Raw genomic sequence first — 23,586 nt, 5'->3', positions numbered from 1 at the left:
CCGATCGCGCAAACTTTATCTTCTAAACCCATCTAACAATTCATTTCGCGATAATTGCATCAGCAATTGGGTAAACTCTTCTGGTGGCAATTCCAACAACGGTTCGATAATTGACCTCAGTTCATCATCCAAAACACCAAAGCGAACTCGCAGCATATTTTCCACAACAAGGCGTTCCCCTTGCTGTATTCCTCTTTGAATACCTTGCTGTATTCCTCTTTGAATACCTTGTTGAATACCTTGTTCGATTCCTTGTTCGATTCCTAGTTCCACCCCTGACTGTACAGCTGCATCCAGCCTTTCTAAATAAAGTGGTGATAATTCCATAATTAACTCCCTATCCTCTGAATCTAAATTTTGATTGGCTTCTAAGGTAACGCGCAGGCTATATAATAACTCTAGCGCATTTATTCGCAATGGGTTATCTTCTGGCAGTGCCGTCAATTCGTTAATAGCTTGTTTTTGCACTTTTCCCTTACCAAGAATTCTCAGCCACAGTGTTTCTGGGGTGCGGGGTAACTGATGAATGGCTACTATTGCTGTTTTCAAACCCTCTCCTAAAAAATAAACTCCTGGTAGCCAGCTTTCTCGGTCGTTAATTGCTCTAAACTCATCTAATAAAAGTGGTGATGCGGTGGGAGTTAAAATCCATAATTTAGGTAATTCCGATTCGTTAAGACGAGTATTTTCTCGTTTCGCCTGACGTTCTATATCTGCATGAACGTCAAATAGTTTACTTATACAACTGCGAACTTGGCTGCTTGTGACTGCATTACGAAATGGTTCAAATATTGAGGGAGTTGTAGCAAATCTCCCTAATAACCCCAAGGCTTGTGCTTCGCTTGTTAGTGTTGATGATGGCGTAAACCATACATCGATTTCTCGCACTTCTCCGGCGATATTGCGGCTGGTTTGTACTTGTCCTAATGGAGTTAATAATTCTTTGAGGTAGTCTTTGGCAAATTGGTCGTGTGGAAAGCGGGTCATTTATAATTTTAACTATGTATATTGACTATATTATATCGTTTGAATTTATTGCTGCTACAAATGAACAATCTCTGCTGTAGGGGCAATTCATGAATCGCCCCTACATCTGTAACCAACATTTAGGTAATTCATATTATTTGGCGCAGAATGTTACTATAATAGTGCGGTGAATTTAAGCAAGCGATCGCACCGACAAAGAAACCCGGTTTCTCGTCGGCTCGGCATTAACCGAAAATTTAAAGAAAGAAATCTAAAATCTGAAACCTCCGGTGAAATGCGGAGCTTCTAATCTTGTTGTGCCAGCTTCTAAGCTGTCTACTCCTCGGCGCAAAATCCCAAGTTCTGCCGCAAATTCATCTTCCAATCGCCGCATAGTGGTTAAATCATCTTCTGTAACTCCTTCACCAGCCAATGCGATCGATTCATGAATCTTTTCCAAACGGGTATTTAATCTAGCTGCAAACTCATAGCGAGTAAAAACTCTATCTTCCCAATGTCTGAGATCTGAATATACTCGAATATAACGGTAGTTTTCTGTTAAAGATTGCCATGCTTGAAACACCCAATCAGTCAGTTGTACTTCTAACAATGGCGAAACAAAGCTCGCTTGCACCATCCCATCTTTATCGTCTTCATCCCTACCTGAAAACGAGGCAGAGTAAGGGTATAAATCTTCATTTATACTTGCTGGAGACTCTCTTACCTGGGTGATGCTGGCAATTAGCAAGATGTTGATCAAGGTAGCAGAACCAAATGGTATATTGTTCCCAGAAACTTTCGGCATTGTTTGTCCTCACACCAGGGTGTATTTCAGAGTTAAGGAAACTCTGAGCTATAAAAGGTTCCAGGACTCTTTTACTTGGTATTGGAGCCTGTTGATATTTTACCTGCGGGTATTACTTAAGTGTTTGTACTGTTTATAAATATATAAGGTTTTCTACAATATGGCAAATTAAGTAATTTTACGGTACATCAAGGCCAAAACTGGTGGTAAGGAGTGGGAAATGTGGCTCACCTTCTGTATTCTCGTGACCAGGTTGAACCTGGTCACGAGATCTGGGAGGTTCTACCTCCCCTGCTGCAAGATGTGAGTTACCGCAGTTTTGACCGCTCTGGGCAAGTCGGTAATCCCGGCGCTGTGTAACGAGAATCTATGCTGCAAAATTGTTCTCGTACCATGGGTAGTTCACCTGCAAATTCTTCTTGCAGCTTTTCAAGTGTGGCAATGTCTTCTTTTGGAACCGCAATCCCTTGTGCAATTAGCTCATTCACTCGATCGATCGTTGCCTTTAAAACCACAGCCAATTCGTAGCGATTTACGTCACGCCTACAACCAGAGAAACAAGCAGACCTATCAATAATTTCCGGGCCGTAGCGCTCAACGAAAGACTGTAATGCCTGGTATTCCCAATCAGTCGCTCGCACATAAGATTCCTGGGAAGTAGAGTTTGCTTGAGCCACCAAAACGGGATTTTGGTTGTACTTATTCGCAGGCTTCAGAAAGTTTCCAAGTTCGGCGGCGATTAAATTTTCAGCTATCAGTGAATTTCCTACAATGGCTATGCCAATTCTTAGGCTGTTCCAAAAAAGTTTCGACATGGTTTGTCCTCACATCCAAAGACAAAACCCAGAGCAATTACTGCCCCAGATAAGCTTCTAAAACTTGGGTGTTTTTCTGAATTTCAGCGGGGGTGCCATCGGCGAGATTTCGGCCTTCGGCTAATACCCAGACGCGATCGCACAGTGACATAATCACGTCCATATTGTGTTCGATAATCAGAAACGTCATACCCTCGCGGTTCCACGTCACAATGCGATCGCAGATTTGATTAATCAGCGTCGGATTCACCCCAGCTGCCGGTTCATCCAATAAAATTAGTTTGGGATCGGTCATCAGCGCCCGCGCCATTTCCAGTAACTTCCGCTGTCCCCCAGATAGCGCCCCGGCATAAGCTCCAGCCATGTGGGCCAATCCCACAGATTCCAGGAGGGCTTCCGCCCGTTCGCGCTGTTGTTTTTCTTCCTGAATAACCTGCTTGGGTTGCAACCAAACATTCCAAAAGTTTTCACCAGTTTGCTTTTGCGCCCCCAAAATCATGTTTTCCATCACCGATAACCGGGATAGTACCCGCGCTACCTGGAACGTCCGAACCATACCCATTTGGGCAATTTGGTGAGGCTGCAAATGCTGAATTGGTTCGCCGTCAAAAATCACCCGACCGCGATCGGAGCGAATAAAATTAGAAAGCAGGTTAAAAAGAGTAGTTTTACCAGCACCGTTTGGGCCGATCAGCCCTGTAATGCTACCCTGCGCCACCTCAAGCTTCGCATCGTCCACCGCCTTCAGACCGCCAAAACTTTTGCAAAGTCCAGACGCTGCAAGTATTGGAACGCTGGGAGTCTGAGGCGCTGGTTTTCGGTCTTCCACCTGTGTCAGGATATCTTTTATATCAGTATCTGTTTGAGTTAACAGTATATCTGCTGGCAAACTTGACTCGTTAGCAGCCACATCTTCTGCCACCTCAAAGTCGTCCTCGATAACCGTTGGTGCCTCGTTGAAAGATAGATCGGATGCCGCTTTGTTCTCGTTACCTGCCAAGAGTTAGTTCCTCCTTTTTCCCTAAGATACCTTGCGGTCGCGCCATCATCAGCACCATCAACAACAGACCGATTACCATCACCCGAAATGCGCCCAAACGGGCATCATCGAAAGGCAGAAGTGCAGGCAGAACAAAGCGCGTCACGGTATAGTAAGCCCAGAAGATAATTGCTCCCAGCACCGTACCCACATTGTTACCGGCTCCGCCTAAAACTACAATAGTCCAGGCGTCAAAAGTCGTCTGGGAAATAAAATCATCTGAGTAAACAGATGTTTGTTGCCAAGCGTAGAAGGAACCGGCAATTCCGGCGATCGCTCCTCCTAACATCAACGATTGCAGCTTGTACCAAAAAACATTTTTGCCTAGAGCTTTAGCCACTTCCTCATCTTCGCGGATAGCTTTGAGGACGCGACCCCAAGGCGATCGCGCCAATCGCTCCAGTTGCCAGAATACCAATGTCAGCACCAACAGCAACAGCACCATCAACCCAGCTTTATAGGTGTAATCATACAGCGCCATCACTCCGGCAACGTAAACCGCCAAACCCAACAGCAAACTGGCAATTCCCAATATCAGCGAACCAACTGGAAACCCGCCCTCTCTCTTTCCTTGCTGCAACTGCTTAGAGAACCACTGCCACATTCGCCAGAAAGTCAAGCCAGCAATCAGCGTCAGTAGGGCAATCATCATCAGCCTCATCAACAAATTTGGACTCCAAGTTGCCAGTGGCAGAGGAAAACCTTGCACCCCAAGCGTCCCTCTAGTCAGCCACTCTTCGTTTCGCACAATCAAACCGATCACCTCAGAAAACCCGATCGTTACGATCGCCAGGTAATCTTCCCGCAGTCGCAGAGTTGATAAACCGATTAGCAGCCCCAACAGCGCAGCTAAACCAGCACCTAGAGGCACCGCAATAATCAGTGGAACTCCTTTTAAAGTGAGCAATACTGTGGTATAAGCTCCCACCGTCATAAAGGCTACGTGCCCAAAGTTAATCAGACCAGTGTAGCCCCATTGTAAATTTAGTCCCAAGCTGAACAGGGCAGCTATACCTGTAGAAATTGCCAAAAAAACGAGATAACCAACCATGTAGAGTTTGAGAGATAGAATGGCAAAACAGAAGGGTGCATCTTTACCCGAAACAATCTATCGGGAGAATGCGGCTTAAAAATAGCACTACGCTAACGCATTCTACCCTATGGGGAGACAAGGGGGACAAGGAGGACAAAGGCACAACAAAGAGAAAACTTATGAAAGGGGAAAGCGAAAAGGGTCAAGGGGAAAGGGAAACCCCATACTTAAAAGCAGGAGTTTCCCAACGGAACATTCTCAGAAGTAGATTGCACCGTTTAACTTACAAACTAGATTTCTTAATCGATGAATTATCTGATGATGAATTGGAAACAACTTGGAGTATACTACAAGAAGTATACTACGATATTTATGTGGTCAAAGCAATTCAAGAGGCCAAGCGAAATGTGCAGCCTGGGGATACCATGAACTACGAAGAAGCAGTGCGACTATTGCACTTGCCATAGACTTTTTAGGATCGAAGTTAAAATTTTAGATTTTTGATTTAAAGATTTGAATTTATAATTGACGATTTTAAATCTGAAATTTTAAATCTGAAATCTGAAATTCCCCTATCTCCAAGTATAATGTAAAATTTGCAGTTAGAGAAAGCTGTCCCGTGAGTCTAGATGTACGATACGCCAGATCCTTTTTAGTCGATATCAAAAACTTAGAGTACGCGGCTCGTGAGCATATTTACGCAGTCGTCTTTGAAAAGTACAAACAGATCGATCGCATTAAAGACTTGCCAGGGCTAAAACGGCTCGATTCTGAAGGCATCTTTTACCGATTTAGTGTAGATAAGTACATAATTGGCGTAGAATTGACCGGACATATCGTTAAATTTCTGCGCGTTTTGCCCAAACCGGACATATAGCAAAGTGCTTCGGCTTTAGTCTATGCAATACGCGCAGGCAAGATGAGTCCCACCTCGCTTAATGCCCGATTTAAAATGTTGATTGCGGCGTTTTCGTCTCTGTCCAAAACACATCTACATTTTGGGCAAGAGTGAGTGCGGATTGACAAAGTTTTTGGTACTTTCGCTCCACAATTTGAGCAATCTTGAGATGTTCCGTGAGGATTCACTTTTACGACTCGGATACCGCATTTTACTGCCACTGTCTCCAAGATCGTGATAAACTGCCCCCAGCCTGCATCCAAGATTGATTTGGCTAACTTGGTTCTAGCTAGCCCACGAATATTTAACTCCTCAACGGCTATCAGGTCATAAGCTTTAACCAGTTTATGTACAATGTTGTAATGAAAATCTTTACGCTGTCTGCTAATGCGCTGGTGAATTCGAGCAATAAAGTTTCGCTGTTTCTTGTATCGATTGCTTCCCTTTTGTTGTTTCGCTAATTTGCGTTGTTGACGAGCAAGGTGGTTTTGGGATTTGCGGTAAACTTGCTGGATTGGAACCGTTTCACCTTCTGATGTCGTCAAAAACGAATGAAGTCCAACATCAATACCAATTGCTGTTTTGACTTGTGACAATGATAGAGGTGAAGGTACGGCTTCATCTTCCATGCTGATTGAACAGTACCATCCGTCAGGTTTGCAAACGACCGAACAAGTCTTCAGGGTGAATCCATCAGGGATTGGGCGATGCACAATAACAGGAATGCTACCAATCTTAGACAGCTTTAAAACACCATTCTCAAGAAATGCACCTGCTTTGGGGCAATTAATTCTTGGGAATGTGAATGAGCGAAGTTCACCTAATTTCTTAAATTTAGGTCTACCGCCACGTTTACCTGACTTGTCAGGCTTTATCCACCTATCCCACGCTTTATCCAGACGCTTAAGATTCTGTTGCTGTACGTCATGATAGATGTTTTTGTAGTTGGGAAATAGTTCCTTTGTCTGCTTTAGTTCTCCGGCTTGAACGTTGTAGTTGGGAAACTTTTCAGGTATCTCCCCAATCGGTTCAAAAACTAGCGAACAATGGTCAATACTGCAACGGTTACGGCTCAACCAATCTAGGCGTTTCGAGAGAGCATAATTTTAGTGTCGCCGCAATAACTCTAGCCATTGCAACATGATTATCTCTTGTTCTTTTGTTGGTTTAATCTTGTACTGGTAAGTTAAAAGCATCGACCTAAAATATGCTGATATAATTATATCTTGAAAACAAGGATTCGCTGTCGCTCAATTTATTGGTTGGCGACAATTCCTCTCCCGTTAAACCTTGCGGCTATAACGGGAGTCCCCTTGCCGCATTTTCAGATGGGAAAAGATAATAGGATGATATTTGCTATGGACGCAGCTACACTCTGGCAACGCTACCAAGACTGGCTTTATTACCATGAAGGGCTGGAATTTTACCTGGATGTCAGTCGGATGCGGTTTGACGATCGCTTTGTGGAGGCGTTGCGGCCTAAGTTTGAAAAGGCTTTTCAGGATATGGCGGCTTTGGAGGGGGGTGCTATAGCCAACCCCGACGAAAACCGCATGGTGGGTCACTACTGGCTGCGAAACCCAGATATTGCCCCAACGCCAGAAATCAAACAACAAATCATCGAGACGCTAGAGAAAATCGAAACATTTGTTCGCAAAGTCCACAGTGGGGACATTCATCCACCATCCGTCCCCAAATTTACCGACATTATTTCTATTGGCATCGGCGGTTCGGCACTAGGCCCGGAATTCGTCGCCGAAGCCTTAGCGCCAGACTTACCACCGTTGCGAATTCACTTCATCAACAATAGTGACCCAGCTGGGATCGATCGCCTTTTAAGCAAGCTAAAAGAGCGGCTTGGCAGCACTATGGTATTGACGATCTCCAAATCTGGAGGAACGCCAGAACCGCGAAACGGCATGATTGAAGTCAAAAAAGCTTACGCTGCCAAAAATTTGGACTTTTCCCAGTACGCTGTTGCCATCACGGGTGTTGGCAGTAACTTAGACAAACAAGCCAAGTCAGAAGGCTGGCTAGCAACCTTTCCGATGGAAGATTGGGTGGGAGGACGCACTTCGGAATTGTCAGCTGTAGGCTTGCTTCCAGCCGCCTTGCAGGGAATCGACATCCGCGCCATGCTTGCCGGTGCTAAAGAAATGGACACCGCCACCCGCGTACCCCAAATTAAAAATAACCCAGCCGCCCTACTAGCCTTATCCTGGTACTTTGCGGGTAATGGCAAAGGCGAAAAAGACATGGTGGTGCTGCCTTACAAAGATAGTCTGCTGTTATTTAGCCGCTATCTTCAACAACTGGTGATGGAATCTCTGGGTAAAGAGAAAGACCTCAATGGCAATATCGTCTACCAAGGTATCGCCGTCTATGGTAACAAAGGCTCAACCGATCAACACGCTTACGTGCAGCAACTGCGCGAAGGCGTCCCAAATTTCTTCCTCACTTTTATTGAAGTTTTAGAGGATCGTCAGGGGCCATCGATAGAAATAGACCCTGGAGTTACATCGGGAGATTATCTATCAGGTTTTTTACAGGGGACTCGCAAAGCTCTTTACGAAAACCACCGCGATTCTATCACCGTAACGATTCCCCAAGTTAATCCCCACACGGTTGGGGCGTTGATTGCTCTTTACGATCGGGCCGTCGGTTTATACGGTTTCTTGATTAACGTCAACGCTTATCATCAACCGGGTGTAGAAGCTGGTAAGAAGGCAGCAGCAGTTATTCTAGATTTACAGAAACGGGTGATGCAGATTCTCAAGGAGGAAGGCACTCCTCTTTCTATTGCCCAGTTAGCCCAAAAAGCTGGTGCTAGTGACGAAATAGAGGCAATTTACAAGATTTTGCGCCATATAGCAGCTAACGATCGCGGCTTAGTCCTACAGGGCAATCCAGCGTCACCCGCCAGTTTAACCGTTTCTGCCAGTTGATTTTTTGGGTAGCGGGGGTAGGGTAATTTCAAATTTTAGATTTTAGATTTTAGATTTTTTCAATCTGAAATTTTCACTCTTAAATCTGAAATTCCCTGCTCAATAAATTATCTCATCTCCGGTGGCATCGGTGGACTAAAAGTGATATCGTCAAATTGTCTGTTTTCATCGGTGGTTAAATTTTTACCGCAGATGAAGACAGATGAACGCAGATGAACGCAGATAAGAATAAGAACAGGGATTTTTTAGCTACCTGATGCTATCGGACATGATATAACTTCTAATCGTGAAGTAAGCTGGGGTGAGTAAGCACAAAAACGTCCCTTGTCCCCTCTCCAGAAGACATCGGTTTAATGGGAGTGGTAAAATGAAAGAAGTTGCGATCGTTTACTAGCAAAAGTTCTCCTGGATTAAGAACTTTCTTCAAGACGGGCTTTTCCTTTTTAGCTACATAGAGATGGGTTTCCCCACCTTCAATATTTTCTCTGTAAACTGAGAAAATACCTATAAAATCACAACCATCTCTGTGTATCCCTTCGGGTGCTGGATTGCCAAAATTGTTCGGTGAACAAATAGTGCGGATTTGATGAACTCCTATTTCGACGGCAGAGTCCAGTTTAGAGTAATTCCTAAATTCCAAGACAAGTTTTTTAAACTCATCCAGTTCTACAAGTGCATCATCTAGTTCGGCAAACTCTCTCCTGATATCCCCAACCAACGGATTGTATTGCTTGCTTTGGAAAAGATAGCCATGAGGGAGTTTAGTTAAGACATTACCAACGACTTTTAAGCGAGATAATCTTCGGAAACGATACTTACCTTTTATATAAGGATCGACAGGAAGATCTCTAAAAAAACGCTTAAACCCCTCCAGCTTGATGGAATCGACTTTTTCTAAAGCAAAACTAATAGAATATGGTGATTCCGTCGTTCCCAATAAAGTTTGCATTTTCTTTTACCCTTGATACTTTGATCCCCTTAACCAATTCTTCTTAAGGAGGTGTATAACCCAAGTATAAAACAAATTTTTGTAAAGTGTAGTTAAATAAACTACAAAAATCGCCAAGTTGTGATATAGCTTACGTTAAATAACTTAACAAAATCCTAGTAAGTAGGGTAAGTACATCCCACCCTACTGAAGGTGATATATTTTACTTCTTATCAGAGATGAAGCTAATTACGAACCGCTTCTACTAGGGCTTGGCACGATCGCAGGAAAATAGCAACATCTACGCCCAGGGCAACATATTGCACTCCGCTAGCAATCCACTGCTTCGCCACTTCGGGATTGTCGGCAAACGTGCCAGCGGCTTTCCCTGCGTTGCGGATGATTGTAACGCATTTCTGCATGAGTTCAATTACGCGAGGATCTCGCACCTGTCCGGGAATACCTAGCGACTGGGACAAATCGTAAGGGCCGAGAAAAATAACATCAATGTGAGGCACACTGACGATATCTTCGATGTTTTCCACGCCGCGCCTGCCTTCGACGTGAACGACAACTAGAGATTCCTCGTTCAACTTGTCCGTGATTTGCGTCCCTGCGGCTGTGTACAAGCCAGCGCGTGTGTTGAAGGAAAGACCGCGATCGCCAAGGGGGCTGTATTTTGCACCTCGCACAACGGCTTGGGCGTCTTCCTTGGTTTCAATCTGAGGCACTTGAACACCAGCACTGCCGATGTCAAGGGCGCGTTGAATTTGGGGGGCGTCATTCTTGCGGACTCTGACAACGGGTGCTATGCCCACACAATCTGCCGCACGACAGAGGTCTTCGGCAACCAATGTGTGTAAAGCACCGTGTTCCATGTCTATAACGGCGAAGTCAAATCCTGCATATCCGCAAATTTCCATAAACGCCGGATAGGGGCAGTTAATAAACGTACCAAGTACGGTTTCGCCCTGCTTTAGTTTTCGTTTGAGTTGGTTTTCACGCATTGGTTAGTGTTAAGCTGTACCCATCTAGGCAAGGAAATCTTAATAAAATACCTCTGATGTCGATAACTTTCAGCCTAGACTTGACCTATTGTAGGGGTTAAATAGGCTAGCCATCTTTACTCCCATGCCCTTGATAATCGTGGTTGCAGATGACGACTTGGCAATACGTCTTTTTGTCACAGAATACTTAGAGATGTATGGCTACTCAGCGATCGCAGCTGAGGATGGTCAGGAGGCGCTGGAATTAGTTGAGGCATATCGCCCTCATTTGTTGGTCACCGACATCATGATGCCTCGGATGGACGGCTATGAGCTGGTGCGGCAGGTTCGTCAGCGACCGGAGTTTCGCCAGTTACCCGTGATTTTATTGACGGAGCGAAGGAGTACTGAAGAACGGATTCGCGGCTACGAGTTAGGATGCGATCTCTATCTTCCCAAACCATTTGAAATAAATGAATTGGGGGCAATAATTCGCAATCTCCTCCATCGAAAGATAGATCAATCTGACTCGCTGATCAGAAACCAGGAATCGACAAAATCGACAACCCTCCTTGACACAACTAAGACAGTCTTAAAAGAATGCAAGTTGAGCAAGCGAGAACAGGAAGTACTGGATTTGATACCTCACGGTTTCTCAAATGCTGAAATTGGCGATCGCCTGCACTTGAGCTCCAGAACAATTGAAAAGTACGTCAGTAGCCTTCTGAGAAAAACTACTACTAGCAACCGCACAGAACTGGTTCGTTTTGCGATGGAACAACATCTGGTGGAATAGGGGCTTTCTTGCTAGGGGCAGAGGGGCAGAGGGGCAGAGGGGCAGAGGGAAAGCTTTTAGATTGCAGATTGAAGAATTGAAGAGATATTTCAACTTGAAATCTAAAACCTAAAATCTAAAATCTAAAATCTAAAATCTAAAATTACCCTACTCCCCAGTATCCAGTTCTTTTATTCGATCGCCAATAATGTATTGCAGCAGACCTTCGCAGGCATCTAACAATAAATCTATCACCCGATCGAATCCTTCTGGGCCACCATAGTAGGGATCGGGAACCTCTTTAAGGGTGTGACGAGTACAAAAGTCGCACATCAATCTCACTTTATCCCGATACTTGCCAGTTGGATCGAGAGAGAGAATATCTCGGTAATTTTGCTTATCCATTGCCAGAATTAAGTCGAATTCCTCAAAGTCTGATTTTTTAAACTGGCGTGCTTCACCTCGGAGTTTGATTCCTCGAAGTTGAGCTGCTTGGGTCATCCGTCGGTCTGGGGGACTGCCAGTATGATAACTGGAAGTGCCAGCGGAGTCGCAGATAATGCGATCGCCTCCCGTCTGCGAAGCCGAATCCCTGAGTCCCGCTTGCTGAACTAGGTGATTCATGATATTTTCTGCTGAAGGCGATCGGCAGATGTTACCCAGGCAGACGAATAGTAACTTGTAAGGCATAATAACTAATATCTCAATACTTTTATATATTACAGGAAAGGTTCGCTTCGCTTCAGCCAAATTGCTCTTAATCCAGCTGCCTTGGCACCTTGATAATCTTCTTTAAAACTGTCGCCAATATGCCATGCAGCTTCAGATGGACAGTCATGTTTGTGCAAACCTTTAACAAAAATTTCTGGTTCTGGTTTAGCTGCACCCACTTCTGTGGAAATCGTAATTGAGGTGAAAAACTTTGCCAAATGGAGATCTGACAAAACAGAGTAAATCCGAGAATCAAAATTAGAAACTATACCTAATTCAATACCCTGTTTGCGCCAGTATTCCAAAGCAGGAAGAACATCGGGATAGATAAACCAAGGGTTAGCTTTAGCAAAGTAGGCATAAAGTTCGGCAAAAAAACTAGAAAAGTCGGCAAATTGGTGAAAAGCGCCCGCCGATTGGAAAGTTTGAATTGCGATCGCGTTCCACCACTCAAATTCTTTGTTCGGTATTTCTTGCCGTTCAACTCCTGGAAAAGCCATCCTACTACTTGATTTAAAGCTATTGTAGAAAGCTCGATCCAACGCTTTAGCTGAAACTTCTATTCCAAACCGAAGCGCTATTTCGCTGTAGACTTCCCCTACACTACCGCGAACTCCAAATAAAGTGCCGACTGCATCTAAAAAAATTACCTTTGGTTGCTGCATCAGACTAATTCTTCTTTCACTTTCAAACCATTCTTTTTGACAATGTAAGCTGGAACTCCTACGACCACACAATTATCAGGCACATTTTTAATTACAACTGCATTAGCACCTACAGTAACATTGTTCCCAACAGTTATATTACCTAGCACTTTTGCCCCAGCCGTTATTCTGACATTATCCCCAATTTTAGGCCGACCAGTTTTATCTTTGTAGCCAATTGATACCTGTTGGTTAATCCAGCAGTTTTCTCCTATATCTGCCATAATAATTGTGCTAAACCCGTGCTGAATAAATAGACCAGGGCCGATATTGCTAGACAGATCTAAAAAGAGATAAGGGCATTCTTTATAAAAAATATTAATTATTCGCATCACCAATCTAGCTGCAAAATTACCTTTAGCTATTCTGTAATAATATAAGTTTCTAAACTCTTGTTTCTTTGCCGTTAAAGACAACAAATTACTTAAATCGGATGTACTCTTCCATTGAAATATTTCTACCCACCGTTTTACATCCGCTACGATAACTTCTTTCTCGCTAGACAAATAGAATAATAATAGTTGAGGACACATTAAAATTTGCTCGCCAATTAAAAAAATATTATTAATAAAATTTTTCACACCTTAACCTCCTTTGATTATGGAAAAAATTCTAAGCGATAGCGATAGAGAGCAACTGGCCTTTCAGCAGCAGCAAAATAATTTGGGTCTTGGGGCGATAGGTAAACAGCAGTTATTTGATCTGCCTCAATTACTGCACCTGGTGCCTGAAGTCTTCTGTAAGCAGTTGTAGTTTCTACCTGATTCAAATAAAGTTGAGTAGGACTGCGAAATATTTGTTGAGAAACTTCTGTCGAAATGAATTGATCGGGATTAGGAATTTCACTTGCTCGACTGGTAACAATTGAGACAAGTTGACGCTCTCCGGGGAGTAAAGTAATCTGACGGTTGGGATTATGCGGGTCTGTTTTGACGGATAAGATAGCGCTAGAGCCCAAAACCGCCGTAGCTATATTCAACCCATTGAAAGCTCGATCGGCTACCACCGAGCCCTGTAATTTTAGATTTTGGATTTTAGATTTTGGATTGAAAATTGAAAATTGAAAATCATTTTGGTTTACGACTTGAAAACGCACTGGAAAAGTTACTGGTTCATTGAGATACCGTCGATTATTTTCAAAACCAGGCGTCACAATATCTGGTGCCAAAGGTGCCACCAAATCCACAAGAGTACTCGTAACATTCCAAGTTCCGGCAATCCAATATGGATACATTAAATCTTCAGCCGCAGCCACCTTCTGAGTTGGCGGTTTAGTATTCCACTGGGGAAATTGAGCCAATCTTTCGGCCAGTACGCCTGCCTTTGCCTCACCGCCCCAGAACAGGAACACAAAAACCAGACAAAAACTCCAAATCCCTCTCAAAACTCTTCTTCGTGTCTTCGTGGTTAAAAAATCCAATTAAATAACCTCCACAGGCGCAGGTTCCCAAACTTCCCCGTATTTCTCTTGTAGTTGCTGCCAAGTTTCTACCTGTCCCGGCTCGTATTCACCTGGCTTGCCCCACTGGAGAAATGCGCTTAAGGCTGGCTCTTGTTTTTCATCCAAAAAGCGAATCGCATAGGTGGTAAAGTTACCCCGTTTTGATTCACCAGTTTCAAATTTCACCTGTTTAATGGCGTCCATATTTAGGTGAAACTCGAAAATGTCGGCGTGCATATTGGCGTACTTACCTTTGGGTAATTCAGCGTAGAATAGCTTGCTTAGAGATCCGCGTACTTCCAAGACAGCTGCGCTGCTGGTCACAATTAAACGTAGTGTTCCCAATGTTTCGCAAGCTTCCAGAAATTCTTTCAAATTAGCAGTCATATCAAAATGGGTAATTGGTAATTTCAGATCTAAAATTTCAGATTGCAAATTTAAAAATTAAATTTGCAATTTGCAATAAGCTATTGTTCGTATTGCTCGTAAGCTGCGACAATTCTTTGGACGAGGGGATGGCGGACTACATCAGCCTGGGAGAAATGGCAAAAGGCTATGCCTTCGACGTGCTGGAGAATTTTTTGGGCTACTGCTAAGCCAGATGGTTGGTTTGAAGGCAAATCGGTTTGGGTGATGTCTCCGGTTACTACCATACGAGAACGGAAACCAAGGCGCGTCAGCACCATTTTCATCTGAGCTGGTGTGGTGTTCTGGGCTTCATCGAGAATTACAAAAGCGTTGTTGAGGGTGCGACCCCGCATATAGCCTAAAGGAGCTACTTCTATTACGGTTCGTTCCATCAAGTTGGCAATTTTTTCAGGGTCGATGAGTTCGTATAAAGCGTCGTAGAGAGGGCGAAGAAACGGGTCAATTTTCTGCTGTAAGTCTCCAGGCAGAAAGCCCAGTTTTTCGCCCGCTTCTACTGCTGGTCGGGTGAGGATGATTCGTTCGTACTGATTTGCCAACAGGGCTTGAACAGCTAGAACTGCTGCCAGGAAGGTTTTGCCGGTACCGGCTGGCCCGACGCAAAAGGTGAGGTCGTGGGTACGCACGGCTTGGACGTACTGCCGCTGCCGGAAGGTTTTGGCGCGGATTTCATCGCCACGGCGGGTACGGGCGAGAATGTCTCGCTGTAAGTCTTGCAGCTCGTCGGTACGCTGGGTATCCAGAGCTTGACGAGCTGTAAGGATCTCCACGCTAGTGATGCTTTTGCCATGTTTCCAAAAGTCTTCGAGCGATCGCACCAATCGCCCGCAGAGGTCAACTTGATTCGCCGTTCCTGAAATCAGTAATTCTTGCCCGCGCAGCACTAGCGTTGCGCCTGTTTGCCGCGCCAGGGTTTTGAGATTTTCTTCTCGATCTCCGCTAAGGGCGATCGCGCTTTCTCTACTCGGCAGTTCAATCGTTGTGCCGTCTACCATTCCCTACAAGTATTCCCCAGCAGATTGAGTGGGTATTGATATTTTACCTACTTTTAGTAGTAGGTATTTTTGGCTCTTTCGAGTTGTTATGCTTTTGTTCAAAAAAATAACATTTTTATTCCTCTGCTCCTCTGATCGAGAACTCAAATAGCATACTAAATACGGAAGATCCCTTTCTAATAACGGTGCTTGCGGGATGCTTCCGCTTTGCGCTTCCGACGAAGGCTAGGCTTTTCGTAACGTTCGCGACGCTTGACTTCGTACAAAATCCCAGCTTTTTGAATCTTTTTTTTGAAACGTCTCAAAGCAGAATCGATCGACTCATTTTCACCCAAACGGACTTCTGACATTTGCTTTTATTCACCTGCCTTTTAAAACTTGTATAAAAGTGTTGACGCCAATCAACGTTTTTGGATTAAGGCTGTGGCGTCAACCTGTAAGTTTTACAGATCCTCACTAATTTACACGCTAGCGGGAGCGCAGTCTAGGAGACGACTTAGGCGCAACTGAGGAGGGAGGTGGAAGTGTTCGCGTTCCGGTTCGACTAGGCGGTGGCCCAGTCTCGTGTTCCACGAATACTCCGCCGTATATATCAAGATACACGGATTGTCCAGATGCTCTAGCAGCTGCTTCTAGAGCCGTCCGAATGGCTTGAATATTACGTGCGCCCCGACCGAAGACTCGGCCTTTATCCTCTCCTTCAAAAGCGACGCGAATCCAAACCCGTGGACTACTAGCAGATATTTCGCAGTCTACTTTCAAAGACTCCTGAGATTCTAAGAAAGGCTGCACCAAAAATTTTACCAGCCCACCATAGTCTGGAATAGCTACTTGGGGTTGGATTTGGCCGTTACTGGGTAACTGAGGCACTAACCTGCTCGAAGACATTGGCTTTTTTGAGGATGTTGCGAACGGTGTCAGTAGGTTGGGCACCATCTTTGAGTCGTTTGAGGATCGCTGGAACATCTAGCCGTGTTTCATCGGTTCTGGGGTTGTAAAAACCGAGTTCTTCCAAAGGACGACCATCGCGGCGAGAGGTACTTGGCATAGCTACAATCCGGTAGCTGGCCTCCCGCTTTTTACCGTATCGTTTTAAGCGCAGTTTGATCATGCCGAAAAAATAACGTTCGCAATTTTGACTAAACAATCATTGTAGCCTGATGTTGGGCATAGAGCTTTCGCGATCGCACGCCTTAGCTACAGCTGACCGAAACCTTTCTTCTTTTTCTCCTTTTTCGGTTTCTTCTTACCAGTCTGTTCGTTATAGCCCCGCCAACCCGGAGCCGACGGACGATTCCCACCGCCGCCGAAGGGAGACATTCCCCCACCCATTCCACCCATACCCGCCATTCCAGGTAAACCGCCTTGCCCCATCTGCTGCATCAGACTTCGCATTTTTTGGAAATCGGTCACCAACTTGCTGACTTCCGACTCCCCATAACCAGAACCCCGACCAATCCGCCGCCGCCGACTGGGAGTAGACGCCAACAACTCCGGGTTGCGACGTTCTTCCACAGTCATAGAATTAATCATCGCCTCAGTCTGTTTGAGCTTTACTTCTGCCTCTTGCAACTGCTGATCGGAAATTTTGGGCATTCCGGGAAGCATCTTCAGCAAACCGCCAAATGAACCCATATTCTTCATCAAGCGCATCTGCTTGAGGAAATCCGTAAAATCAAACTTCGCCGACAGGATTTTCTCCTGCATCTTCTCGGCGTCTGTAAAGTCGATTTGTTCCTGCGCCTTTTCCACCAGCGTCAGGACATCGCCCATACCCAGAATTCGCGATGCCATTCGGTCTGGGTAGAAGGGTTGCAGGGCTTCAACCTTCTCGCCAGTACCGATAAACTTAATTGGCTGACCGGAAATTCGCCGCACCGATAGGGCTGCACCGCCGCGAGTATCCCCATCCAGCTTAGTGAGAATCGCCCCTGTGATGCCGATTTGGTCGTGGAACGTGCGGGTAAGATTCGCCGCCTCCTGACCCGTCATGGCGTCTACCACCAGCAGGGTTTCGTGAGGTTTCACCGTTTGCGCGATCCGGGCCAACTCCGCCATCATGTCCTGGTCAATTTGGAGGCGACCTGCCGTATCGATAATCACCGTATCGACGCCTTCTGCCTTTGCTCGTTCCACACCCTGACGGGCAATCTCCACCGGGTTCGTATCAGTTCCCAGTTCAAACACCGGCACGTCAATTTGCTTACCCAGGGTTACCAACTGGTCAATTGCTGCCGGTCGGTAAACGTCAGTCGCGACTAGCATCGCCGTCCGGTTCTCTTTACGCAGATGCAAAGCCAACTTGGCCGCAGCAGTGGTTTTACCCGTCCCCTGCAACCCGGCCATCAGGATAATCGTGGGAGAAGTGTCAGCATGAGCTAGGGGAACGTTGGTTTCCCCCATCACGGCCAACAGTTCGTCGTAGACAATTTTGATAAACTGTTGGTCGGGCCGCACGCCTGTAATTACCTCGGCACCTTGGGCCTTGGTTTCGATTTCGGCAATAAAATCTTTTATGACTTGGAGATTCACATCCGCTTGCAGGAGGGCGCGGCGGACTTCCCCCAGCGCCTCTTGAATATTGGCATGGGATATGCGATCCTGCCCCCGCAGCTTTTTCCAGGCCCCTTCTAAGCGTTCAGATAGTGCGTCAAACATAAATCAGTTTTTGTTCGGATATATATATAACTTACCAGTTGGCGATCGGGCATGAGAAATGGGGCATTCTGAGATGGGGAAAATATGTTTTTCTCGTTCTCCCTATCTCGTTTTTCCCCGTTTGGCGACCCTATAGGGGCTGATATCGTTTCCGGTTGTGTCTGAATTATTATGGCCACAGAGAGAGGGGCAACCCCACCCCCTACCCCTCCCCGTGGGACGGGGAGGGGAGAAGGAGAGAGGGGCAGAGGGGAAAAACGCTTCACTGGTCGAGTAGCGTCGTGAATGTTATAACAGAGTGCTATGGCATTTTTCTATCCTGGGACAGTTGCTCAAATTTAAATCGTGCCCAAAAAGAAATCAAAGTCCAAATCCAAAAAGCAAGGTACTGCTAAGTCAACCTTAAGCCTGAAGGAGCAGTTAGCAGAAAAAAGAAAAGCTGCCAAAGAGCGGAAGGAATTGATTAGCTTTTCTACCTCGGCTGTCTTTGGTGCTGCTTTTATCGGCATGATGGCCATTCCTTTGAGTGGGCCTAAAGGAGCTATAGGAGCGATCGCAGGTATAATTTGCCTCGCCTTTTCCTTCAAATACCCCCGACAAGCGCTTTGGGCGTTCCTCATCTATATGCCCTTTGCTGGCACCATCGTTTACAGCCTTGGCAACAGTCCAGTCCTACAGCTGGCAAAAGATGGTTTGTATATCCCCGGACTCGTTAGCATTATCCAAGAGTGTCAGCGAAAGCGACTACCCATAATTATCCCTAAAGGTCTAAAGCCCTGGCTGATTATCCTGCTGGCTTGTTGTCTGATGACTTTATTTTTTGTCAACGGGTCGCAGCAGATGACTGCTAAGCCGCCCGAAAAACCATTTGCAATGGGCATTCTGGGCTTAAAAGTACTAATGGGATACATTCCCTTAATCACTTGCGCGTATTACCTCATCCGCAATAAAAAAGATGTTCTCTTGATGACACGCTTGCACGTAGTTCTGGCACTAATCTGTTTTGGCCTTTGCTTTGTGCAGTACAGATTTCTAGTAACAGGTCGATGCGCTGGCACCCAGTTTTTGGAAGGAGCGGATTTATTTAAAGCTTCCTTAGATGCACGGTGTCTGGTCGGTGGCTCTCTACTGTATAGTCCCGAACAGGGGGTAATCCGCTTGCCGGGAACTTTTGTAGCACCCTGGCAGTGGGGCTGGTTCATTATCGCGAATGCTTATTTCACCTTTGCAACTGCTTTCAGTGACCCCTCAGCTCGCTGGCGAACTGTTGGCTTGCTGGGAATGGCTGCGGATTTGGTGATAGCCGTTATTTCCGGTCAGAGAATTGCTCTACTCCTGGCGCCAATCTCAATGGTGATTCTGCTGGTATTAACAGGGCAAGTTGCTAACCTTAAACGCTTTATACCTATCGTCATTGGGTTAGCGGTTGTATTGGGAATTGGTGCATTGCTGTTTCCCAGTATTATCCAAGAACGGATAGATAGTTTTACGAGTCGTTGGGAGGCTTCACCGGCTGACGATTTTATCTTTTATCAATTTGAGTTTACTTGGAAGAACCTTAAGGGTTCTTTAATTGGTTTAGGATTGGGCCGAGCAACAAACTCTGCCCGCGTCTTTGGCGATACTGCCCTGATAGAAACTTGGTTTCCCAAGGTGATGCACGAGATTGGCCCAGTTGGACTAATCGCGTTTTTGGCTTTGGTTACGTCTCTGACAGTATTTACTTTCAAGGCTTACCGCTCTCTCCGAGATCCGAGTTTGCGAAGCTTTGGAGCCTGTTTTTGGGTTTTTATTTTGTTTATTAGCTACCAAACTTACTACTATCCTTTGGATGTCGATCCAGTTGCTGTTTACTATTGGTTTTTTGCTGGGGTGCTTTTAAAATTGCCAGAACTGGATAAGCAGGAAAAAATGAATGCCGAACTGGAAAACCAGTCTTCAAAGAAGAATAAGCGTTTAGCTAATAGCGTGGCAACGGAATAGCTGAATCAAACCTTTTTTGTCTAAAACTCAAACCTAAAAGTAACAACTAATTATGAACTATCCTTGGATTTCAGTGATTGTCCCTACTTACGAACGAGAGCAGGCTTTACGAGATACGCTTTTCGATCTGGTTCAGCAAGATTATCCGAATTTTGAAGTTGTGGTTGTAGATCAAACCAAGACGCATCAGTTGGAAACGCAAGCTTATTTAGAAGAATTGGAAAAAGCTGCTCAAATTTGTTGGTGCCGCGTTGATTGGGCTAGTTTACCGGGTGCGCGTAATTATGGTGTGCGACGCTCGAAGGGGGAAATTATTCTATTTATTGATGATGATGTTCAGTTACCATCGGGATTTTTAGCTGCTCATGTTCGCAATTATTTAGAACGTCCAGATGTTGGATCTGTAGCCGGTCGCGTTTTGGATCGCATGAAGCTGGCTGAGTCTGAGGAGGGGTTGACGATCGATTACTTACCTCCAGAAGCAATGGAGCCCGGAATTGGATTATATTATCTTAATTTAGTTCATACTGTCAAACCGCAACAGGTGATCACGGCAAGGGGTTGTAATATGTCGTTCCGGCGAGAGATTTTTGATAAGTATGGGTTGTGGTTTGATGAACGGTTTCGCGGTAGTGCGGTGCGGGAAGAATCGGATTTTTGTCTGCGGATACGACAAACTGGTTATAAGATTTGGTACGATCCGGAGGCGTATTTGGTTCATTTGGGGGAAGAGACAGGTGGATGTCATGATATAAGTACGCGATCGCTCGAATATCAAATCACGTTTTATCACAATCATTTCCTCATGGGCTTCAAAAACCTGACTCCCAAGCAAATGTTGAATTTTTCATCTAGCTTGTTTCAAGATCAAGTTTTGGCAAGTCTAGCCTCGCGCAAAAGCAAGTCTTTACCCAAAGTGATAGGACGTATGGGATCTTATAGCCTGGGATTTATCAGTGCGATCGCCAGTATAGCTCAATCTGGCTGGAACGATGGTCAAGTTTATACCCGATTGGAAGAGGCAAATGGCTAATAACTATTTGTTTGTTGTCGATCGCAATTAGCCATTAACTATAAACAAGGACAAAATTTAAAATATGTAATTTATATGAAAATTCTCCAGATTATCCCTTCAATTTCCCTAGTCTACGGTGGCCCCAGTCAGATGGTATTGGGTCTTTCTGCTGCGCTGGCCCGATCGGGTGTAGAAGTAACAATTCTTACTACCGATTCTAACGGAGATGCAGGACAAGCGCCGTTAGATGTACCTCTGGATCGCCCAGTAGAGCAGGATGGCTACAAGATCCGCTATTTCCGTTGTTCTCCATTTCGCAGGTATAAATTTTCACTTGAATTGCTGAGATGGCTGGGTAAACACGCTGCGGAGTTTGACTTGGCGCATATTCACGCGCTGTTCTCGCCAGTATCGTCTTGTGCGGCTTTTGTGGCCCGATCGCGCCATCTCCCCTACATCCTACGTCCCCTTGGCACTCTTGACCCTGCCGATCTGCGTAAGAAAAGGTTGTTGAAGCTTATTTATGCAGCATTGCTAGAAAAGCCGAATATAGCAGGTGCAGCGGCTATTCACTTCACCAGTACCCAGGAAGCCAAAATTTCGGCACGATTTGGGGTATCGACGCGAGATTTGGTGATTCCGCTGGGTGTGGTAACGAATGTAACAGATAAGTTATCTGCGATCGACACAGATAAACCATCTGTTGACATTCCCCAAATACTTTTCATGTCTCGGATTGACCCGAAAAAGGGACTAAATTTGTTAATTCCCGCCTTGGAAAATTTGTTGGCTGAAGGTATAAAATTTCAGTTTATTTTAGCTGGTGGTAATCCGCAAGACCAGGATTATGAAGGGAAAATCAAAGCACAAATTGAAGCTTCGCCAATAAATTTGCATACAACAATTACTGGATTTGTGACAGGCGATCGCAAAGCATCATTACTACAAAATGCGGATTTATTCGTGCTGCCTTCTTACTACGAAAATTTCGGCATTGCGGTGGCGGAAGCTATGGTAGCAGGAATACCTGTAGTTATTTCCGAAGGAGTCTATATTTGGGAAGATGTCCAAAAAGCACAAGCAGGTTGGGTTTGCTCTTTAACTGTAGAATCCCTTACAGAAATGTTGCGGTTAGCCTTAAGAGATAAAGCTGAACGACAGAGGAAGGGTTTAAAGGCAAAAGAGTGTGCTTTGAAAGAGTATAGTTGGAGTGCGATCGCGCAACAAACTATTCAAGCATATCAAACAATTATATCATCTACTCTTATTGTAAAATAGAACACAGCCAAGATAAATCAAGTCATGTCAAAACTTACTCTCCAAGTGCGAACAAGAGACAACTTGCTTGAACTGCTTGCTAGTGGTGAATCACAAGCTTGGGTTGTTGCTGAAGACAAATTCCAAAAGATCACTCATGTCCAGATAGTCAACTGGGAGGGTTCTCAGATGATTGAAGGTGTGTTCGATAGAAATGCTAGTTCTCGTAGAGAAGATGGCAGACTGGTTGTGAAATTTCTACATGGTCGCATTGTCAATTCCAACGTCAAATTCGAGGTACAAAATCCTGTCCACTACATCTAGAACCATCGACATCCACCGATCTACTTTGAAAGCTATTTGAGGCTAGTAACTCAACTTCAACTACCCATAACTGATACTCTGGGAGCAGGCGCACCGCGTAACATTCCTTCTGTGCTGAGATCCTCGTCTATCTCCTCCCAGTGAATACCGTAACCTCCACCACAGACTTCCCACTGCGATCGTTGTTCGGGTGTAGCCTGAAGCAGTATCGGATACCAGACTAGAGGTACACTAATCGTTCGACCGTCCATTAAATCGACACTGATTGTTTCTTCTGTAAAGCGAACATCCTTAACTCTCTCGTCTGCTCGAATCGCCAAAATACCCATACCATGCCTCCACAAGCCTTATTTGATTCTCTTGTACCATTAACTGCAATTTCCGAAGTTCTTTAGCGCTAAAACCAATATTATTTGCTAAGCTGACTGGTTCTAGCCAAAATTTAGCTGATACCAAATCCTGGTTGGTTACCCCATGAGAATTTTTGGCCTAAACATTGTAGAGACGTTTCATGAAACGTCTCTACAGCCGAGCGACATAAAGGGGGTAATCGTTGCGGATTTGGTATGATGAGTCATCGCGGTCAATGTGTATATGCGGTGGCTCGTTTGGCTCATGACTGTAAAAGTAGAATCGGTAAGCGCTTATTCTTAAAACTGTCGGCATTCTTCAATATTAAACGAAAGCTATCCCGTATGACCGATTGCTACACCGGACGCCTGCTTCAAGCTTGTGCTTACTGTGAATGTCATTAGTCATTAGTCATTCAGTTCATTGTTCATCGTTCATCGCAATGACCAACGAACAATAGACATCTCCAGAAATTAAAGGTGCGTTACCTGTAACCCTTGTAGAGACGTTGCATGCAACGTCTCTACATTC

Annotated in this window: 28 protein-coding genes and 1 pseudogene; 8 read left to right on the top strand and 21 right to left on the bottom strand. The window is 45.0% G+C overall.

What is annotated here, in order from left to right; genetic code table 11:
- Positions 1–15 precede the first annotated feature (15 nt).
- From LAY41_RS12465 to LAY41_RS12445, 5 genes are all read right to left on the bottom strand, one after another.
- Positions 16–987 carry a hypothetical protein gene (locus LAY41_RS12465; RefSeq protein ID WP_249097927.1) on the bottom strand — a complete coding sequence of 324 codons (972 nt, stop codon included), beginning with the start codon at positions 985–987 and terminating at the stop codon, positions 16–18.
- A gap of 250 nt (positions 988–1,237) precedes the next feature.
- Positions 1,238–1,771 (bottom strand): iron uptake porin, encoded by a 534-nt coding sequence (locus LAY41_RS12460; RefSeq protein ID WP_249097924.1) that lies wholly within the window; start codon positions 1,769–1,771, stop codon positions 1,238–1,240.
- Between the two features lie 308 nt (positions 1,772–2,079).
- Positions 2,080–2,586 carry a porin gene (locus LAY41_RS12455; RefSeq protein ID WP_249097921.1) on the bottom strand — a complete coding sequence of 169 codons (507 nt, stop codon included), beginning with the start codon at positions 2,584–2,586 and terminating at the stop codon, positions 2,080–2,082.
- Positions 2,587–2,623: 37 nt separating this feature from the next.
- Positions 2,624–3,586, bottom strand: a complete 963-nt coding sequence (locus tag LAY41_RS12450) for an ABC transporter ATP-binding protein (RefSeq protein ID WP_249097918.1) — start codon at positions 3,584–3,586, stop codon at positions 2,624–2,626.
- Positions 3,576–4,676 (bottom strand): branched-chain amino acid ABC transporter permease, encoded by a 1,101-nt coding sequence (locus LAY41_RS12445; protein WP_249097915.1) that lies wholly within the window; start codon positions 4,674–4,676, stop codon positions 3,576–3,578. The genes LAY41_RS12450 and LAY41_RS12445 overlap by 11 nt, the downstream gene beginning before the upstream one ends.
- 161 nt (positions 4,677–4,837) lie before the next feature.
- Between LAY41_RS12445 and LAY41_RS12440 the strand changes: the two genes are divergently transcribed.
- Positions 4,838–5,125 carry a hypothetical protein gene (locus LAY41_RS12440; protein ID WP_249097913.1) on the top strand — a complete coding sequence of 96 codons (288 nt, stop codon included), beginning with the start codon at positions 4,838–4,840 and terminating at the stop codon, positions 5,123–5,125.
- 152 nt (positions 5,126–5,277) lie between these two features.
- A complete protein-coding gene (locus LAY41_RS12435) occupies positions 5,278–5,535 on the top strand; it encodes a cytotoxic translational repressor of toxin-antitoxin stability system (RefSeq protein ID WP_249097910.1) in 258 nt (85 codons plus the stop codon).
- A 20-nt stretch (positions 5,536–5,555) separates the two neighbouring features.
- On the opposite strand, the gene LAY41_RS12430 is transcribed toward LAY41_RS12435, so the two are convergent.
- Together LAY41_RS12430 and LAY41_RS12425 are read right to left on the bottom strand one after the other, a co-directional pair.
- Positions 5,556–6,632: an RNA-guided endonuclease InsQ/TnpB family protein gene (locus tag LAY41_RS12430; RefSeq protein ID WP_249097906.1), complete on the bottom strand. Its 1,077-nt coding sequence runs from the start codon at positions 6,630–6,632 to the stop codon at positions 5,556–5,558.
- Positions 6,633–6,662: 30 nt separating this feature from the next.
- The gene (locus LAY41_RS12425; protein ID WP_249097903.1) at positions 6,663–6,752 is read right to left on the bottom strand and encodes a helix-turn-helix domain-containing protein; all 90 of its coding nucleotides are present in this window, start codon (positions 6,750–6,752) and stop codon (positions 6,663–6,665) included.
- A gap of 162 nt (positions 6,753–6,914) precedes the next feature.
- On the opposite strand from LAY41_RS12425, the gene LAY41_RS12420 reads away from it, so the two are divergent.
- Complete coding sequence (locus LAY41_RS12420) at positions 6,915–8,501, top strand: glucose-6-phosphate isomerase (protein ID WP_249097899.1); 1,587 nt, start codon at positions 6,915–6,917, stop codon at positions 8,499–8,501.
- Positions 8,502–8,781: 280 nt separating this feature from the next.
- On the opposite strand, the gene LAY41_RS12415 is transcribed toward LAY41_RS12420, so the two are convergent.
- Positions 8,782–9,450, bottom strand: coding sequence for a 2OG-Fe dioxygenase family protein (locus LAY41_RS12415; protein WP_249097897.1), 669 nt, complete (start codon positions 9,448–9,450; stop codon positions 8,782–8,784).
- A gap of 224 nt (positions 9,451–9,674) precedes the next feature.
- Positions 9,675–10,436 (bottom strand): HpcH/HpaI aldolase family protein, encoded by a 762-nt coding sequence (locus LAY41_RS12410; RefSeq protein WP_249097896.1) that lies wholly within the window; start codon positions 10,434–10,436, stop codon positions 9,675–9,677.
- Between the two features lie 124 nt (positions 10,437–10,560).
- Here LAY41_RS12410 and LAY41_RS12405 point away from each other — a divergent pair, with 124 nt between their 5' ends.
- Positions 10,561–11,211: a response regulator transcription factor gene (locus LAY41_RS12405; RefSeq protein WP_249097894.1), complete on the top strand. Its 651-nt coding sequence runs from the start codon at positions 10,561–10,563 to the stop codon at positions 11,209–11,211.
- Positions 11,212–11,358: 147 nt separating this feature from the next.
- Here LAY41_RS12405 and LAY41_RS12400 read toward each other — a convergent pair whose 3' ends face one another.
- The 10 genes from LAY41_RS12400 to ffh form a co-directional block, all read right to left on the bottom strand.
- On the bottom strand, positions 11,359–11,880 hold the full coding sequence (locus tag LAY41_RS12400) for a low molecular weight protein-tyrosine-phosphatase (protein WP_249097892.1): 522 nt from the start codon (positions 11,878–11,880) through the stop codon (positions 11,359–11,361).
- 29 nt (positions 11,881–11,909) lie between these two features.
- A complete protein-coding gene (locus LAY41_RS12395; protein WP_249097889.1) occupies positions 11,910–12,566 on the bottom strand; it encodes an HAD-IA family hydrolase in 657 nt (218 codons plus the stop codon).
- Positions 12,566–13,186 carry a serine O-acetyltransferase gene (locus tag LAY41_RS12390; protein WP_249097887.1) on the bottom strand — a complete coding sequence of 207 codons (621 nt, stop codon included), beginning with the start codon at positions 13,184–13,186 and terminating at the stop codon, positions 12,566–12,568. Before LAY41_RS12390 ends, LAY41_RS12395 begins: the two co-directional genes overlap by 1 nt.
- A 17-nt stretch (positions 13,187–13,203) precedes the next feature.
- Positions 13,204–13,956, bottom strand: coding sequence for a DUF6816 family protein (locus tag LAY41_RS12385; protein ID WP_338022982.1), 753 nt, complete (start codon positions 13,954–13,956; stop codon positions 13,204–13,206).
- Positions 13,957–14,025: 69 nt separating this feature from the next.
- A complete protein-coding gene (locus LAY41_RS12380) occupies positions 14,026–14,433 on the bottom strand; it encodes a ChuX/HutX family heme-like substrate-binding protein (protein ID WP_249098309.1) in 408 nt (135 codons plus the stop codon).
- An 80-nt stretch (positions 14,434–14,513) separates the two neighbouring features.
- Complete coding sequence (locus LAY41_RS12375; RefSeq protein ID WP_249097885.1) at positions 14,514–15,467, bottom strand: PhoH family protein; 954 nt, start codon at positions 15,465–15,467, stop codon at positions 14,514–14,516.
- 176 nt (positions 15,468–15,643) lie between these two features.
- Complete coding sequence (gene rpsU / locus LAY41_RS12370; protein WP_249069165.1) at positions 15,644–15,817, bottom strand: 30S ribosomal protein S21; 174 nt, start codon at positions 15,815–15,817, stop codon at positions 15,644–15,646.
- A 118-nt stretch (positions 15,818–15,935) separates the two neighbouring features.
- On the bottom strand, positions 15,936–16,355 hold the full coding sequence (locus LAY41_RS12365; RefSeq protein WP_249097882.1) for a KH domain-containing protein: 420 nt from the start codon (positions 16,353–16,355) through the stop codon (positions 15,936–15,938).
- Positions 16,318–16,578 carry a 30S ribosomal protein S16 gene (gene rpsP / locus LAY41_RS12360; RefSeq protein WP_249098306.1) on the bottom strand — a complete coding sequence of 87 codons (261 nt, stop codon included), beginning with the start codon at positions 16,576–16,578 and terminating at the stop codon, positions 16,318–16,320. The genes LAY41_RS12365 and rpsP overlap by 38 nt, the downstream gene beginning before the upstream one ends.
- An 86-nt stretch (positions 16,579–16,664) precedes the next feature.
- Positions 16,665–18,125, bottom strand: a complete 1,461-nt coding sequence (gene ffh / locus LAY41_RS12355) for a signal recognition particle protein (protein WP_249097880.1) — start codon at positions 18,123–18,125, stop codon at positions 16,665–16,667.
- Positions 18,126–18,470: 345 nt separating this feature from the next.
- Between ffh and hpsL the strand changes: the two genes are divergently transcribed.
- The 4 genes from hpsL to LAY41_RS12335 all read left to right on the top strand — a co-directional run bounded on the left by hpsL (position 18,471) and on the right by LAY41_RS12335 (position 22,704).
- Positions 18,471–20,108: a hormogonium polysaccharide biosynthesis protein HpsL gene (hpsL, locus tag LAY41_RS12350; protein ID WP_249097878.1), complete on the top strand. Its 1,638-nt coding sequence runs from the start codon at positions 18,471–18,473 to the stop codon at positions 20,106–20,108.
- 52 nt (positions 20,109–20,160) lie between these two features.
- Positions 20,161–21,141 (top strand): hormogonium polysaccharide biosynthesis glycosyltransferase HpsN, encoded by a 981-nt coding sequence (hpsN, locus tag LAY41_RS12345; RefSeq protein ID WP_249097875.1) that lies wholly within the window; start codon positions 20,161–20,163, stop codon positions 21,139–21,141.
- 75 nt (positions 21,142–21,216) lie between these two features.
- Positions 21,217–22,401: a hormogonium polysaccharide biosynthesis glycosyltransferase HpsP gene (gene hpsP / locus LAY41_RS12340; RefSeq protein ID WP_249097873.1), complete on the top strand. Its 1,185-nt coding sequence runs from the start codon at positions 21,217–21,219 to the stop codon at positions 22,399–22,401.
- 24 nt (positions 22,402–22,425) lie between these two features.
- The gene (locus LAY41_RS12335) at positions 22,426–22,704 is read left to right on the top strand and encodes a hypothetical protein (protein WP_249097871.1); all 279 of its coding nucleotides are present in this window, start codon (positions 22,426–22,428) and stop codon (positions 22,702–22,704) included.
- A 56-nt stretch (positions 22,705–22,760) separates the two neighbouring features.
- Here the strand turns inward: LAY41_RS12335 and LAY41_RS12330 are convergent, their stop codons facing one another.
- Positions 22,761–23,033, bottom strand: coding sequence for a DUF2442 domain-containing protein (locus LAY41_RS12330; protein ID WP_249097870.1), 273 nt, complete (start codon positions 23,031–23,033; stop codon positions 22,761–22,763).
- A pseudogene (locus LAY41_RS32965) lies at positions 22,996–23,370 on the bottom strand (DUF4160 domain-containing protein). Before LAY41_RS32965 ends, LAY41_RS12330 begins: the two are co-directional and overlap by 38 nt.
- Between the last annotated feature and the right edge of the window lie 216 nt (positions 23,371–23,586).

Origin of the sequence: Argonema galeatum A003/A1 (genome assembly GCF_023333595.1) — a bacterium.
Taxonomy (GTDB): domain Bacteria; phylum Cyanobacteriota; class Cyanobacteriia; order Cyanobacteriales; family Aerosakkonemataceae; genus Argonema; species Argonema galeatum.
The sequence above is the reverse complement of the archived record's forward strand: the minus strand, read 5'-3'. Positions and strand labels throughout refer to the sequence as shown.

What these genes read in the sequence shown, in the direction of transcription:
- LAY41_RS12380 (WP_249098309.1), bottom strand. Translation starts at nt 14,433, where the DNA reads ATGACTGCTAATTTGAAAGAATTTCTGGAAGCTTGCGAAACATTGGGA.
- ffh (WP_249097880.1), bottom strand. Translation starts at nt 18,125, where the DNA reads ATGTTTGACGCACTATCTGAACGCTTAGAAGGGGCCTGGAAAAAGCTG.
- LAY41_RS12410 (WP_249097896.1), bottom strand. Translation starts at nt 10,436, where the DNA reads ATGCGTGAAAACCAACTCAAACGAAAACTAAAGCAGGGCGAAACCGTA.
- rpsP (WP_249098306.1), bottom strand. Translation starts at nt 16,578, where the DNA reads ATGATCAAACTGCGCTTAAAACGATACGGTAAAAAGCGGGAGGCCAGC.
- rpsU (WP_249069165.1), bottom strand. Translation starts at nt 15,817, where the DNA reads ATGTCAGAAGTCCGTTTGGGTGAAAATGAGTCGATCGATTCTGCTTTG.
- hpsN (WP_249097875.1), top strand. Translation starts at nt 20,161, where the DNA reads ATGAACTATCCTTGGATTTCAGTGATTGTCCCTACTTACGAACGAGAG.
- LAY41_RS12455 (WP_249097921.1), bottom strand. Translation starts at nt 2,586, where the DNA reads ATGTCGAAACTTTTTTGGAACAGCCTAAGAATTGGCATAGCCATTGTA.
- LAY41_RS12400 (WP_249097892.1), bottom strand. Translation starts at nt 11,880, where the DNA reads ATGCCTTACAAGTTACTATTCGTCTGCCTGGGTAACATCTGCCGATCG.
- LAY41_RS12420 (WP_249097899.1), top strand. Translation starts at nt 6,915, where the DNA reads ATGGACGCAGCTACACTCTGGCAACGCTACCAAGACTGGCTTTATTAC.
- LAY41_RS12330 (WP_249097870.1), bottom strand. Translation starts at nt 23,033, where the DNA reads ATGGGTATTTTGGCGATTCGAGCAGACGAGAGAGTTAAGGATGTTCGC.
- LAY41_RS12465 (WP_249097927.1), bottom strand. Translation starts at nt 987, where the DNA reads ATGACCCGCTTTCCACACGACCAATTTGCCAAAGACTACCTCAAAGAA.
- LAY41_RS12405 (WP_249097894.1), top strand. Translation starts at nt 10,561, where the DNA reads ATGCCCTTGATAATCGTGGTTGCAGATGACGACTTGGCAATACGTCTT.
- LAY41_RS12460 (WP_249097924.1), bottom strand. Translation starts at nt 1,771, where the DNA reads ATGCCGAAAGTTTCTGGGAACAATATACCATTTGGTTCTGCTACCTTG.
- LAY41_RS12425 (WP_249097903.1), bottom strand. Translation starts at nt 6,752, where the DNA reads ATGCTTTTAACTTACCAGTACAAGATTAAACCAACAAAAGAACAAGAG.
- LAY41_RS12335 (WP_249097871.1), top strand. Translation starts at nt 22,426, where the DNA reads ATGTCAAAACTTACTCTCCAAGTGCGAACAAGAGACAACTTGCTTGAA.
- LAY41_RS12395 (WP_249097889.1), bottom strand. Translation starts at nt 12,566, where the DNA reads ATGCAGCAACCAAAGGTAATTTTTTTAGATGCAGTCGGCACTTTATTT.
- LAY41_RS12415 (WP_249097897.1), bottom strand. Translation starts at nt 9,450, where the DNA reads ATGCAAACTTTATTGGGAACGACGGAATCACCATATTCTATTAGTTTT.
- LAY41_RS12365 (WP_249097882.1), bottom strand. Translation starts at nt 16,355, where the DNA reads ATGTCTTCGAGCAGGTTAGTGCCTCAGTTACCCAGTAACGGCCAAATC.
- LAY41_RS12440 (WP_249097913.1), top strand. Translation starts at nt 4,838, where the DNA reads ATGAAAGGGGAAAGCGAAAAGGGTCAAGGGGAAAGGGAAACCCCATAC.
- hpsP (WP_249097873.1), top strand. Translation starts at nt 21,217, where the DNA reads ATGAAAATTCTCCAGATTATCCCTTCAATTTCCCTAGTCTACGGTGGC.
- LAY41_RS12375 (WP_249097885.1), bottom strand. Translation starts at nt 15,467, where the DNA reads ATGGTAGACGGCACAACGATTGAACTGCCGAGTAGAGAAAGCGCGATC.
- LAY41_RS12445 (WP_249097915.1), bottom strand. Translation starts at nt 4,676, where the DNA reads ATGGTTGGTTATCTCGTTTTTTTGGCAATTTCTACAGGTATAGCTGCC.